This is a genomic window from Bradyrhizobium sp. Crot121 (assembly GCF_059512385.1).
Map to the genome: position 1 here is coordinate 1 of NZ_JCAMOR010000079.1, position 13,015 is coordinate 13,015.

12 protein-coding genes and 2 pseudogenes are annotated in these 13,015 nt (G+C 59.3%); 3 read left to right on the forward strand and 11 right to left on the reverse strand.

Annotated elements, in window-relative coordinates:
- The 8 genes and pseudogenes from AC5ZGW_RS38025 to AC5ZGW_RS38060 form a co-directional block, all read right to left on the reverse strand.
- Window positions 1-629 (reverse strand): saccharopine dehydrogenase family protein (locus AC5ZGW_RS38025; protein WP_496114056.1); only part of this gene is annotated, 629 nt, incomplete at its 3' end.
- A 290-nt stretch (window positions 630-919) separates the two neighbouring features.
- Window positions 920-2,515, reverse strand: coding sequence for an ABC transporter substrate-binding protein (locus tag AC5ZGW_RS38030; RefSeq protein WP_130227891.1), 1,596 nt, complete (start codon window positions 2,513-2,515; stop codon window positions 920-922).
- A gap of 510 nt (window positions 2,516-3,025) precedes the next feature.
- Window positions 3,026-4,627 carry a serine hydrolase gene (locus AC5ZGW_RS38035; protein ID WP_130227892.1) on the reverse strand — a complete coding sequence of 534 codons (1,602 nt, stop codon included), beginning with the start codon at window positions 4,625-4,627 and terminating at the stop codon, window positions 3,026-3,028.
- 874 nt (window positions 4,628-5,501) lie between these two features.
- The gene (locus AC5ZGW_RS38040; RefSeq protein ID WP_130227893.1) at window positions 5,502-5,690 is read right to left on the reverse strand and encodes a helix-turn-helix domain-containing protein; all 189 of its coding nucleotides are present in this window, start codon (window positions 5,688-5,690) and stop codon (window positions 5,502-5,504) included.
- 214 nt (window positions 5,691-5,904) lie between these two features.
- A complete protein-coding gene (locus AC5ZGW_RS38045; RefSeq protein ID WP_245474886.1) occupies window positions 5,905-6,834 on the reverse strand; it encodes a complex I NDUFA9 subunit family protein in 930 nt (309 codons plus the stop codon).
- A gap of 60 nt (window positions 6,835-6,894) precedes the next feature.
- A pseudogene (locus tag AC5ZGW_RS38050) lies at window positions 6,895-7,014 on the reverse strand (4a-hydroxytetrahydrobiopterin dehydratase family protein); the annotation flags it as partial.
- A gap of 90 nt (window positions 7,015-7,104) precedes the next feature.
- Entirely contained in the window at window positions 7,105-7,857 is a 753-nt protein-coding gene (locus AC5ZGW_RS38055; protein WP_130227894.1) for a cupin domain-containing protein, read from the reverse strand.
- 82 nt (window positions 7,858-7,939) lie between these two features.
- A complete protein-coding gene (locus AC5ZGW_RS38060; protein ID WP_130227895.1) occupies window positions 7,940-8,308 on the reverse strand; it encodes a VOC family protein in 369 nt (122 codons plus the stop codon).
- A gap of 542 nt (window positions 8,309-8,850) precedes the next feature.
- On the opposite strand from AC5ZGW_RS38060, the pseudogene AC5ZGW_RS38065 reads away from it, so the two are divergent.
- From AC5ZGW_RS38065 to groL, 3 genes and pseudogenes are all read left to right on the forward strand, one after another.
- Window positions 8,851-9,102, forward strand: a pseudogene (locus AC5ZGW_RS38065) (thiaminase II/PqqC family protein); the annotation flags it as partial.
- Window positions 9,103-9,329: 227 nt separating this feature from the next.
- Complete coding sequence (locus AC5ZGW_RS38070) at window positions 9,330-9,647, forward strand: co-chaperone GroES (RefSeq protein ID WP_130227896.1); 318 nt, start codon at window positions 9,330-9,332, stop codon at window positions 9,645-9,647.
- Between the two features lie 141 nt (window positions 9,648-9,788).
- A complete protein-coding gene (groL, locus tag AC5ZGW_RS38075; protein WP_130227897.1) occupies window positions 9,789-11,435 on the forward strand; it encodes a chaperonin GroEL in 1,647 nt (548 codons plus the stop codon).
- Between the two features lie 17 nt (window positions 11,436-11,452).
- On the opposite strand, the gene AC5ZGW_RS38080 is transcribed toward groL, so the two are convergent.
- The 3 genes from AC5ZGW_RS38080 to AC5ZGW_RS38090 all read right to left on the reverse strand — a co-directional run bounded on the left by AC5ZGW_RS38080 (window position 11,453) and on the right by AC5ZGW_RS38090 (window position 12,836).
- Complete coding sequence (locus AC5ZGW_RS38080; protein WP_463327056.1) at window positions 11,453-11,686, reverse strand: hypothetical protein; 234 nt, start codon at window positions 11,684-11,686, stop codon at window positions 11,453-11,455.
- Between the two features lie 196 nt (window positions 11,687-11,882).
- Window positions 11,883-12,116: a hypothetical protein gene (locus tag AC5ZGW_RS38085; RefSeq protein WP_130227898.1), complete on the reverse strand. Its 234-nt coding sequence runs from the start codon at window positions 12,114-12,116 to the stop codon at window positions 11,883-11,885.
- Window positions 12,117-12,464: 348 nt separating this feature from the next.
- Window positions 12,465-12,836 (reverse strand): signal transduction histidine kinase, encoded by a 372-nt coding sequence (locus AC5ZGW_RS38090; protein WP_130227899.1) that lies wholly within the window; start codon window positions 12,834-12,836, stop codon window positions 12,465-12,467.
- Window positions 12,837-13,015: the final 179 nt, after the last annotated feature.

Consider the following 13,015-nt stretch of genomic DNA (forward strand, 5'->3'; position numbering starts at 1 on the left):
AAGGCGAAGGGATCGGTCAGCAGCCGGATCAGGGCCGGGTCGCGCGCGGCGGCAGCCAACGTCGCCTGAGCGCTCGCGGCGGTGCCGCCAGACATGCCGCCCTTCACCTTGCGCAGGCGGGCTTTGACCCGACGCGCCGGGCGACCGAATTTCTCGCGCGCCTTCTCCTGCAGCGTGAGCACACCGAGATCGAACGGGATGGAATCGAAGCCGCAGGAGAAGACGATGCGCGCGCCGGTCCGTTTCGCCTCTTCGTGATGGGCGTCGATCATGCGCCGCATCCAAGCCGGTTCGCCGCACAGATCAACATAGGCCGTGCCCGTGGCCGCGCAGGCCGCCACAAGCTCGGAACCGTGGAGCTGATAAGGCCCGACCGTCGTGATGATCACGGCCGCACGCTCGCACATCGAACGCAGGCTCGCCGCCTCGGCGGCATCCGCCTGAATCAAGGGCAAATCGTCTGGTGCGCCGATGTCGGCACGCACCTTCTGAAGCTTGTCGGTCGAGCGTCCCGCAATCGCCCAGGACGGAGCATCGTCGCCGCGGTAGGACGTCGCCAGATATTCGGCGATGAGACGGCCGGTGTAACCCGTCGCGCCATAGACGATGAGGTCGAAGTCCCGCTTCACGACGTTGGTCCTCCTCGAGACCCGGGAGACACGAAGACGCTCAGCACGAGCAGCAAAGGCCATTTAAGGGTCCGCCGCTTCACCGAACCGTCCTATCGCGTTAACGGAGGATACCATAGTTCCTGCCTTGGCGTGCGCAACGTCCGGTTGGGGTCAATCGCGTCGTCTTCACCGTCCGCTGATGACTTCTGGTCTACCCCGATGAACGGACATCTTCAGTGCCGTTCCCCATGTCTCAAACGTGCCACAGCCGGACTCGTGCAGTGCAGCAAATGGCTTTGCAGCGGACCCTACTTGTTCAGCCACACGTCCTCGTAACGATAGCCGTTATAAGAGCTGTTCACCATGATGGTGACGCCCTTGACATAGGGCTGCCAGCAGGTGCCGCTCCGGCTGTGGAAGATGATCGGGCGGGCGACGTCTTCCTGCAGCTTCTTGTCAATCTCCCACACCAGCTTCTTGCGCTTGTTGATGTCGGGTTCGGCCGATTGCTGGTCAAACAGCTTTTCGATCTCCCTATTGCAATAGCCGGTATAGTTGCGCTCCGAGCCGCAGGCATAATTCTCGTAGAAGGACTGGTCGGGATCATCCACCGCGTTGCCGGTCAGATTGAGGCCGAGCGAATAGTCCTTGCGCGCCACCTTCGGAAACCACTGCGCGGTATCGACGACGTCGAGCTCGGCGTCGATATAGATGCTTTTGATCTGGTCGATAAGGACAATCGCCGGGTCACGGTAGATCGGGATATTGCGCGTGGCAATCTTGATCTGCAGGCGCTTGTCAGGGTCGAAGCCCGCCTTCTGCATCAGTTTTCGCGCTTCGTCGCGGTTCTTTTCGATGTCGGGGCCGTAGCCCGGAATCGTCTCCAGCATTTCCTTGGGCATTGCCCACAAGCCCGCCGGACCCGGCTGCATGGTGCCGCCGATGTCGGCCTGACCCTCGAATTGGATCTGGATAAAAGCCTTGCGGTCGAGCGCCAGCGCCAGCGCGCGGCGCACGTCGATATTGTCAAAAGGCGGATTGGACGAGTTGACGATGATGTTGGTGGAGACGTTGTTCGGTTCCAGCACGCATACCGCATTCGGCGCTTGCGATTTGACGTCCTTGAGCAGCGGGATGGTCACCTCGGTCGGGAACGTCATGTCGAACTTGCCGGAGATGAAGCCGAGGACCGCGGTCGAGCGGTTGGTGATGATGTTGAATTCGATGCCGTCGAGATACGGCAGCCCCTTCTTCCAGTAGTCGGGGTTGCGCGTCAGCTTGATCGATTCATTCGCCTTGAACTCGACGAACTTGAACGGTCCGGTGCCCACCGGCTTGGTGCGCATGTCGCCTGGCGACACGTGGCAGGGATAGACCGGCGTGTAGCCGGAGGCGAGCAGTCCCAGCAGCGAGGGCTGCGGCCGCTTCAGATTGAAGGAGGCTTCGTAGTCGCCGTTGGTTGTGACGTCATTGACCTGGTCGTACCAGGTCTTGCGCGGGTTCTGGCGGAACTTTTGCTGCGACTTGCCCATCAGCATGTCGAAGGTGCATTTGACGTCAGCCGACGTGAACGGCTTGCCGTCATGCCATTTGACGCCCTGCCGCAACTTGAAAGTCAGCGTCTTCTTGTCGGCGCTCCACGCCCAGCTTTCCGCGAGCTCGGGGCGGATGTTGTCCAAGCTGTTCTGCGCGATGTGCTGGTCATAGATGACCAGGTTGTTGAAGACGGGCATGAAGGGGATGTTGATCGAATTGGTCGCGCCCTCATGGATCGACGCGCTGCCGGGGCTGTCGCGGTGATAGATCCGGAAAATACCGCCTTGCTTCGGCTCGCCCGCGATCGCTATGCTGCCCAGCAGCAACAGGCACGACATCGCGGCAGCAAACGCGCGCCCGCTTCGCATGCTTCTCTCCCTGCACGGTTCGGCCCTTGCTTAATTCTTGCGCTGGCGTGCGCCCGATCTGCCCCTGCTGCATGCTGCGCGCTTGCCGCGTGCGGCCACGCGACAACAGTCCCCGCAAGAACCCAGATGAATTCCCGCCGCATTTGTCCCTTCCAAGGACCAGTGGGATGGGCAGTCTAGCACTTTGAGCGGTAATTGAGGGGCCCTTGCATAAAATCGTTGCGACAACCTTTACTGAGCCAATTTGAATAAGCTGAGTGTGAATTTCCGCCTTGGGTCAATCGCGTCGATTTGGCCGCAGGCCCGCGACGTCCGATAGAACGCTGACAGCAGACGCTGCTTCCCGAGTCCGCAATACCTGCCAGCTCGTGCCCGTTCGCGCGTTCATCCCGCGATTTTCAGCCGGCAATTTTGGTTGGAGGTTCTGACGTCGTCTTGGTGGCGCCGGATGACGAATTGAGTGATCTTGTTTTTCTACGGTCAACAGAACAACGCCGGCACAGGGGCCTTTCAACGTCGCAAAAATAGACCGAGCCCGTTGCCATCGAGATATTCTATCGTCAGTGCGCGGGCCGTACCATTGCCGGCCTGTTTGAATGTGATCGACGACAGCGAACCGTCGGTTTGATTCTCACTGGAAGGGCTAACCGAAAACACGTTACCGTCCCAGTGCGTCAGTACGCATGGTCTGTCCGAAACACCGATCTTCAGCTCCAAATGGCCACTTACCTCTGCGATCTCGGCATTGCCGAAATAAGGGTTGGCATAGGTACCGACATAGGATGAAAGCTTTGCCGCCGGCGCTGGAGTGGCGGGCGGTGACTTGCCGACAAGATCGCCCGTAGGCGCCACGAGCTCCGCCATCGCCGCTGTGTAGGCGGCAAACCAATCTCGCGTGACCATCCCGAACTGGACAAGGTCCGTGAAAGAGGCACCGAGGGCCTCCGCTGCGCCGTTCGGTTCCGCGTTAGTCAGCACGACAATCCCGACCCCCGCCGACGGGATCATTGCATAATGGGTCCCGGCCCCCAACGCGAAGGCACCGGAATGACTGATCATCATCCGGCCCGCCGGTGTAATTCCAACGCCGAATCCGTACCCGTATAAACTTGGCCGTGCGTCGACTGTGGAGGAGTGGCTTGAAATGACCTCGCCGGTCACCGCTGGAAGCAGCGCATCCCCTGGAATGATCTGGCCACCTTCGAATGTGCCGTGCTGCAGCACCAGAGCCATCCATCGGGCGAGATCATTCGCCGACGAACTGACGCCGCCCGCCGGCGATTGCGCGTCGGGTAAACGTTGATACTTCGGCTGGAAGGTCTCGCCAATCTTCACATGTCCGACAGCGCGGTTCGACCGCTTTTTGAAATCGGCAAACCGTGAGCTGGTCGCGGTCATGCCGAGTGGCCTGTAAAGAACATCCTCGGAAAGGCTTTCCCAGTCCTTGCCCGAGGCAGCAGCCACCGCCTCCGCCGCCGCCGTCAGGCCGAAATTCGTGTAGGCGTAAACGTTTCGGAGGCCGCGGAGCGGCAAGAGGCGCAGTCGTTCCAGCACGGTTCGCCGATCATAGCCGAGATCTTCTAGATCATCGCCAGCGTGTTCCGGCAAACCCGAGCGGTGGCTGAACATGTCGCCAATGGTGACATGCTGGGTGACCCACGGGTCCATCAACTTAAACCAAGGCAAATGTGTCACGAGGGGCGTGTTCCAGTGGACGATGCCCGCTCCAACCTGGTGGGCGACCACACTGGCCGCGAGGGACTTCGAAAGCGAAGCGATCTGAAACACGGTATCTGCGTCTATCGTCTGGCTCTCCCCCATTTTCCGGACGCCAAAACCCTTCGCGTAGACTGTCTTGCCGTCCCGCACCACCGCGACCGCCATCCCTGGTATGCCGCTCTTCTTCATAATGTCGGCGGCAAGAGCGTCGAGGCTAACGATCGCGCTGTCGATCTGGCCAGCGGATATAGGTACGCCGGCGGTCTGAGGTGGTGAGGTTTCCGCAAGGCTGGGCGTTAGCGCGCTAGCCCAGAGAAAATAGAAAGCAACCAACTCGGTGGCAACTGCCCTCTTTGTCAGACGAAGTGCCGCAACCGATTCCCGCCAGGTCATGCCGCACTCCGGTGTCGCAACGCTCCGATTAATGAGCAGCTCTCATTTCTGATGCCCATGGTTGTAGCGTAGTCGGTCTCGCTCTCAAAACAACCTGTAAGTGCGGATTGTTAAATGTCCAAATGGGTTGGACTCGGAAGCGCACGACGACAAAAGTTTTGGTCGGATTCTGCGCCATTACCTGACCTAAACCGGGCTGGGGACTGATTTGGCCGTACGGGTCGTGCTAAGTCGTCGACTGCGGAAACCTAAGTGCTCCGTGAGAGCCTAACCTGCGCAGAGTTGAGCTCCGGGTCTTCAGATTGCAGCGGAGAATGAATGATTGCTGGAGCAAGCTCAGTGAGGGGGAGCGCTGGGGGAGCTTGTGGTGGTTCAGTTGTGAACGGCGATCGGTCAATTCCTCCCTCTTCGTCACGATCTATTTGTTCGATGCGCACAAGAGCGGACCCTGGCCAGGCGCTGCGGACTCTTCGATCGGACCACAAACCGTTCATACTTTGCAAAATGTCATGCTCGATCACCCCACCTGCGGGATCAGTCGTGACCAAACGTACAAGTGGGGTATCGAGTGGGATCTTTGTGCACCAGCAAACTCAAAGTGAAATCTCGTTAGAAAACAACAGTTTCCGATATGATCCAAAATCACTGGGGTATTGGTCGGGGGTAGGTGCATCATGCTCAATCGTGATAAGCCTTGGCAAGCACACGGAGTTCTTGTCAGCAATCGACGATCCCACCAAATCACGGATTCCGAATCGATATCAACCTTGTCGCAACCGTTGTCGTCGCAACTCAGATCCGGTGCGTTTGTTTCGTGTGATCGACGATGGCACGGTTACTCACTCGCCTCTTCCATAAGGAGTAGTCTGGAGCGTCAGCAGACGATGAGGTTCCGGCTTTCCCAACGATCGAGTTCCTCAAGGGGATAGAGAACGGTCTTGCCGATTTTTAGGAACGACGGTCCAACTCTCATGGAGCGCCAGTTGCGTAAGGTGCCCTCGCTGACCTGGCCGCGGTAGCGTTCGATAACCTCGTTGAGCGTCAGGAACATTCGGTCGGACATGTCTGTCGTCCTTGTTGTCCGGACACTTCCGGCAGCAAGACGAACGATCGTGTTCCGCGGTCTCGTCCTAGCCGCCGCGGAGGCCCAGGATTGAAAGATCACCCCCGTCTGATGCCGGGCACGAAAACTCGCCTAGCGTATCATCGAGAGGCTGGTGTTGTGGAGCGAGTTATTGACTGTCAACCGTTGAAGCGGATTAACCGAGGAGCCTCTTTCATCCGGAATTCGGCAGCATCTTCTGGAGTATTGCCTCGACCGAGTGCGGCGTAATCCCAAGTTCAACAAATCCAGGCACCTCCGGCGATGACACGGTGTCGATTTGCATCAGTTCTACTTGATTGCGCGTGAGGAGTGGACTCGGGAGTATTTCGGAGGCCCAAGCGAGTGCATGCCAAACGGCAAACGGGATTGGAATCAGTCGAGGCGCAAGTCCAGCTTGGTGCGCCACCACTCTAAGAAACTCCTCGTAAGAGTAGACACGAGGGCCGCCTAACTCGAAGATCGTTGAAGGTGTCTCCGCTCGCTGCATGATCTGACCAATCGCCTCCGCAACATCCTCCACATAGGCCGGCTGCAATCTGGTCGCGCCGCGGCCGAACATCGGATAGATTGGAAGCCGGCGGAGGAGTGTGAGGATGGTATTGAGAAACGCGTCGTCCGGTCCGAACATCACCGCCGGGCGGATGAAAAGTGCCTCGACGAACGCGGCCCGGACTGCCAGTTCGCCTTCGCCGCGCTTTCGGATGTAGCGGGATGGCGAAGCGGCGTCGGCGCCGATTCCTGAAATATGAATGAGCCGATCGACTCCGGCACGGTGTGCTTGAGCCGCTACCCGTTGGGCAGACTCGACGTGAGCGGAATGAAAAGTCTCCTGTCCGTGCTCAACGTAAAGGCTAACCGCATTTACAACGCCGTAGGCGCCGGCAAGCGCATCCGCGACTGACCGCTCGTCTTGAATATCCGCCTGGATGGATTGAAGCTGCGGATCATCAGGGCCAAACTGTCTGTCCCCCAGATCCGGGTGCCTTGACGCGATCCGAACGGGAAATCCGCGAGAGCGCAGATGCCGAACGATGCGGCGGCCGAGAAAGCCGGTTCCGCCGAACACGGTGACGGTGCGACCGTTCGTGGCACCACGGTTCAATTTCGCCAGTTCATATCGTAGCTTCTCACTGCTTGAAGTCGAGGGACCTATCCGGGGCGATCAAGTAACCACTCGCCATGATGCTTTCACAGGCAGTCCCTTGAGTTTATCGGTGCTCAGAGAGACAGTGGCATAACTCCAGCCGAATTGGATCTCAGGGTGATGGCTGTCGGTCTCGGCAAGCTCAGTAACTTCCTAAACAATGTCGAGCGCTTCCTGGAAATTGTGGAATCGAGCGGTCCTCTGATGCGGCGGTCCGCCCGCCGTTAGCTATTGATTGTTTGCTGGTGCGCCCGGAAGCACGGCTGCCACACCTTCCGGATTGATGTTGAACGCCAAGAACACCAACGGCTCGTTGCCTGGGTTTCCCCATTGATGCACGACGGCGTAGGGTTCGTAGATCAAGGAGCCTGGTCCCCTTGCTTCTGTCTTGCCGTCTACCGTGTTCGCCCCGGTGCCGGAAATGATAAAGTACAAAGCCGCGCCCGACCGATGGTGTGGCGGGTTGGAGGGCATCCTCGCCGGAAATGTGACTCGCGTGAGATTGAGATCATAACCGCCTGGCTTCAGGTCGGCGATCGGATTTGCTGTGCGATATAATTCTCTCACCGCGGCAGGTGCCGTCTCGGCAGGCCGACCCAGGTCCACAGCGGGAGTAAGGAAAAAGTGGAGGAACGTAGATGGCCCCGCGCTACCCGCCGCCAGAGTCGCGGTCTTTCCGCCGGCGACGAACAGCCCCTCGCCGGCGTTGAGCGTTTTGGTCTTGCCATCGAGCACGACCTCGGTCGATCCTGACATCTGGTAGAGGATGCCGTTGGCCGCCGAGACGGCGCTCTTCTCGTCCGGCTGAAGAGTGACGCTCACCGCTTTAAAGTGGAGCGGCACGTCCGTGACGGTCGGCAGTTTGGTTGCGGCGACCACTGTTCGTGTAATTGCCGGTGGAGCGGGGGCGGTTTGCGCGGTCCCGGAGGCGGGAAACGCCATCGCGCCGAGCAACAGTAGTCCGATTGTCCTGAACTGCATGATTGCCTCCCAGGTTCAGCGGATAGTCGGAACACCATACGCTCTCCGAGCGCCTCTTGGAATGGCAGGCTGCTTCGAGATGCTATTGGACTGAACCCGCGAGCAATAGCCGAGCGAAACTGAGTTCGTGGCCATCGGGGTCAATTAGGTGGAAGAAACGCTCACCCCATTCGGCATCGAGGGGCACGGTAGCTGGCTGGTATCCCGCTGCGAGTGCACGGTCGTAAAGTGCGTCAACATCGGCAACGTAGAAGATTACCCGCCCCCACCAGGACCAGCGCCGCTCGGTAGGTTGGGTGATGAGGTTGAGATAGCTCGTTCCTGCTCGAAAGCTGGTGAATGACGAATCTTCCCCGCCATGCAGGACCTCAAACCCGAGCGCGCAGTAGAATCGGACTGCTCGTGGCATTTCGTGGGTGCCCAGTGTGACCGCGCTAATCCCCTCGATCATGGACAGAACTCTCCTGTTTCATTTTCCAGGGTCGGCGTCGCGACCCTAACAGAAAGTCTGTTTAGCGCTAAAGCGCAAAGGCACTTCCTTCGAAAAGTCGCGATCGTCCGATCGATGACAAGATCGCGATTTTCACGTTTACGGCCGCCCTTCACAACGTGCCGACCTGATACTTCCCGGACGGCCGCTTGTCAGTGCTTAAATTGCAGAACGGATCAGTGATTTTGTACGGCATGATGTTCGCTTCCGCCGCGTCGGTTGTAGACGGCGAACACTCGGCCGCTCCTAATCGACGAACCAAGTCGGCGGCAAATTGATTCTCTATCTTAGACCGGCCCTATAGATACAAGAGCCGCGAACGGCCGTTCGCGGCTCAACGCGTGCATTTGCGTTAGATCGTCGACGCGAAAGTGATCAGGTCGATACATCGGGCCACCTTAAGTCGGAGTTGGGCGATGGGACCAGAACCATTTGACGAGAGCAAGTGGTGCGAGACCGGAAAGCCGTCAATCAGGCCATCCTCGAAGCCGACTGCGCCGAGGATCGCGACGCGGCTCGCCTCGCGACCCGATGCGCACGCAGCAACGAACCCATATCGCGTGTGGATCGCCGAGTATGCCGGTGCAGCATACCAAGAGGTCGCGGCGAAAGCGCGGGCGCACCTTGATGGTCTTGCCGATCTCTACGCCACGCCGACCCGCGAGGCAGAGCTGATCGCGATTTTTAAGGAAGCCACCCGTCTCGAGGCCGACTTCTGGGAAATGGGCTGGCGTGCGGGCCAACGTGTTGAGTAGTCACTGACTGCGTACCGCGTAGGAAAGCTAGCGAAAAGTGGTTGCCAGCATCTTGCGCGAGCGCGAGGTGGGCGGACCCTCGCAACATTCCCAAATTCAAAGCAAGTCACGTAGAGACCGGTCATGAGGCCTTGTGCCTGCGCAACGCAGGCATATGTGCAAGGTGACTAGCACTCGGCAACCTTGAGTGCCAATTTCAAACAAAAACCAAACCCAGGAGGACCGCCATGAAATTCCGTCCGCTTCACGACGGCGTTGTGGTCAAGCGTATCGAAGCCGAAGAGAAGACCACTGGCGGCATCATCATTCCGGACACTGCCAAGGAAAAGCCCTCACAGGGCGAAATCACGGCGGTCGGCCCAGGCGGCCGCGACGAAGCCGGCAAGCTGATTCCGATCGATCTCAAGGTTGGCGACCGCGTGCTGTTCGGCAAGTGGTCCGGCACCGAGGTCAAGCTCGATGGTCAGGAACTGCTGATCATGAAGGAAAGCGATATCATGGGCGTTCTCACCGACGTCCCGGCCGCCAAGAAGAAGGCCGCGTAAGCGCCAGCTAGACTTCCCTATCCTGAGGAGTCGGCGTAGCCGGCGTCTCGAAGGATGAGGCCCGCATTCAAATCTCATCCCTCAAGAACCCGCACAGTTGCGCGGCCTTTGGGATCTGACCAGTTGAAAACGGAGATCATTATGTCAGCGAAAGAAGTCAAATTCGGCGTCGATGCCCGCGACCGCATGCTGCGCGGCGTCGACATCCTCAACAACGCCGTCAAGGTGACGCTCGGCCCCAAGGGCCGCAACGTCGTACTCGAGAAGTCGTTCGGCGCTCCCCGCATCACCAAGGACGGCGTCACCGTCGCCAAGGAGATCGAGCTCGAGGACAAGTTCGAGAACATGGGCGCGCAGATGGTGCGCGAAGTCGCCTCCAAGTCCGCTGACGCGGCCGGCGACGGCACCACCACCGCGACCGTGCTCGCGGCTGCGATCGTCCGTGAAGGCGCCAAGTCGGTTGCCGCCGGCATGAACCCGATGGACCTGAAGCGCGGTATCGACCTAGCGGTGGAAGCCGTGGTCGCCGACCTCGTCAAGAACTCCAAGAAGGTCACCTCGAACGAGGAAATCGCCCAGGTCGGCACCATCTCCGCCAACGGCGACGCCGAAATCGGCAAGTTCCTTTCCGACGCCATGAAGAAGGTCGGCAACGAGGGGGTCATCACGGTCGAGGAAGCCAAGTCGCTGGAGACCGAACTCGAGGTGGTCGAAGGCATGCAGTTCGATCGCGGCTACATCTCGCCCTACTTCGTCACCAACGCCGACAAGATGCGCGTTGAAATGGATGATGTCTACATTCTCGTCTACGAGAAGAAGCTGTCCTCGCTGAACGAGTTGCTGCCGCTGCTCGAGGCCGTGGTGCAGACCGGCAAGCCGCTGGTCATCGTCGCTGAAGACGTCGAAGGCGAGGCGCTCGCCACCCTCGTCGTCAACCGCCTGCGTGGCGGGTTGAAGGTCGCGGCCGTCAAGGCACCGGGGTTCGGTGATCGCCGCAAGGCCATGCTGCAGGACATCGCGGTTCTGACCGGCGGCCAGGCGATCTCGGAAGATCTCGGCATCAAGCTCGAGAACGTCACGCTGCAGATGCTTGGCCGCGCCAAGAAGGTGATGATCGACAAGGAAAACACCACGATCGTCAACGGCGCCGGCAAGAAGGCCGACATTGAGGCGCGCGTGCAGCAGATCAAGGCGCAGATCGAGGAAACCACCTCGGACTACGACCGCGAGAAGCTGCAGGAGCGTCTGGCCAAGCTCGCGGGTGGCGTCGCAGTGATCCGCGTCGGCGGCGCGACCGAAGTCGAGGTGAGGGAGCGCAAGGATCGCGTGGATGACGCGATGCATGCGACCCGCGCGGCTGTCGAGGAAGGCATCGTGCCGGGCGGCGGCGTCGCCCTGCTCCGTGCCTCCCAGCACCTCAAGGGGCTTCGCACCAAGAACGACGACCAGAAGACCGGCGTCGAGATCGTGCGCAAGGCGCTTTCCTATCCGGCCCGCCAGATCGCAATGAATGCGGGTGAAGACGGCTCCGTCATTGTCGGCAAGATCCTCGAGAAGGACCAGTACGCCTACGGCTTCGACTCGCAGACCGGCGAGTACGGCAACCTGGTCGGCAAGGGCATCATCGATCCGACCAAGGTGGTTCGCGTAGCGATCCAGAACGCGGCCTCCGTTGCGGCGCTGCTGATCACCACCGAAGCCATGGTGGCCGAGGTGCCGAAGAAGAACGCAGGCGCCGGCATACCTGCGGGTGGCGGCATGGGCGCCATGGGTGGTATGGATTTCTAAGTCCAACCGTGCAGCGCTCAAAAGAAAAAGAAAGGCCCGGCAGCTATGCCCGGCCTTTCTGCATTTTCGTGCGTTTGATCGCGGTTGCCCTGCTCAATTTGCCACACAGGTCGTAATACTGACGTCAGTAAATGGTCCGGATCGGCTTTCAGCGCGCGCTCGTACCAGGCCTGCGAGAATTTGTAGTCGCCGGGCTTGCGATAGGAATAGCCGATCAGATTGCCCACGTTCGGGGTGATCGTCGTGGCCAAGTGCCTTTAACTGCTCGCCTGCGTCTGGGACTGAGTTGAATTGCAGTAACGCTGCTTCCTTCGCCATGCCGGCCGACGCCAGGCGCCACCGTCCCGCAGTCTCGGGGCGGCTCACGATGGCCACGAACGATCCGAATTCGGCAGGATGCAAGCGTCACAACGGCCGAACCAGCGATAGTGGTTGCGCGCGACCAAGTCATAGATCGCGTCGCGGATCATCCGTGGGATGAATTGCAAGATCCACGTCCACTGTAGAGTCAGGAACGAAAGTATCGGCTACATAGTTTTTATCGACCGAACCAAACCGGATAATAGTGTGCGTATAAATCCAGCCACCCGGCACTCTGAAACGAAACATGGTTTCGTCATACTGACCGGAGACATGATCTTTAAAGACTTCTTCGTGCGCGCGAAGCTTTTGCTTAGGCATGAACATCTTTCGAGTGCCGCGGCCAATAGCTACCAAAATCAACTGACTCGCCACGCTTCAAAGACAAAGCTGCGAGGCGGTTGACTTGCTCACCGTTCGACAGACGGCCGTTGTCCCTCTCCAAGACCGCTCTTGAGCGTACCGCAAAAGGTACGCACCGGCGATGTGGTGATGGATGCCTTCCAGTCGATCCATCCAGGTCGTCCATGGCAGCGGAGCTGAATTGCGCATGCCACTTCCGAACCACCATCTGGTCATAGTCGTAGTGCCGAAATCCGACTCGTGTGAGCGGCATGTCACAAGACCTTCTTCTTACGAAACATCCGCCATCTGTTCGCGGGGCAGATCTCAAGCCAGCCTATGAAATGCCGGCGGCAAAGGCTCGCGCACGAGTTCACTTAGATTTAGAACCTCGCCGCTTTCCGTGATGTCCGAGACCAGAACCTCGACAAAGGGATGTTGGCGGTTGGCCGCGGCGCCGCGCTGGTATTTCGCGCTCACGATCCGCTCAAGCGCCGCAAGGTTCAGCTTGCCAAGCGCGTTGTATTGACTGCGGAACAGACTTTGTCTTCCACCAAGGTGCTCAATCGACTCGGCCCAGACGTCCATCACCTTGCGGCCTATGAACGCTTCGACCGGTTCAGTTCCATCTCGGGCAAAAAGCCGCAACCCGTCCATGGCATGCGGTCCGTCATCGATGCGGAATTGTGTGAGCGACATGGAGTCCTCCTCTTGTTGGCGTACGTTCACACCACGACTCCTCGCGGAACGCGGCCTTCGCCCACCACGACGGCGCGGCGGCGCCTCAATGGCGCATCGCGCCGGACATCCGCTGCCGCGGCATCACCACTGGATAATGACCGCTCCGGCAATCATCAGACCGAGGAAAACCGGCACCA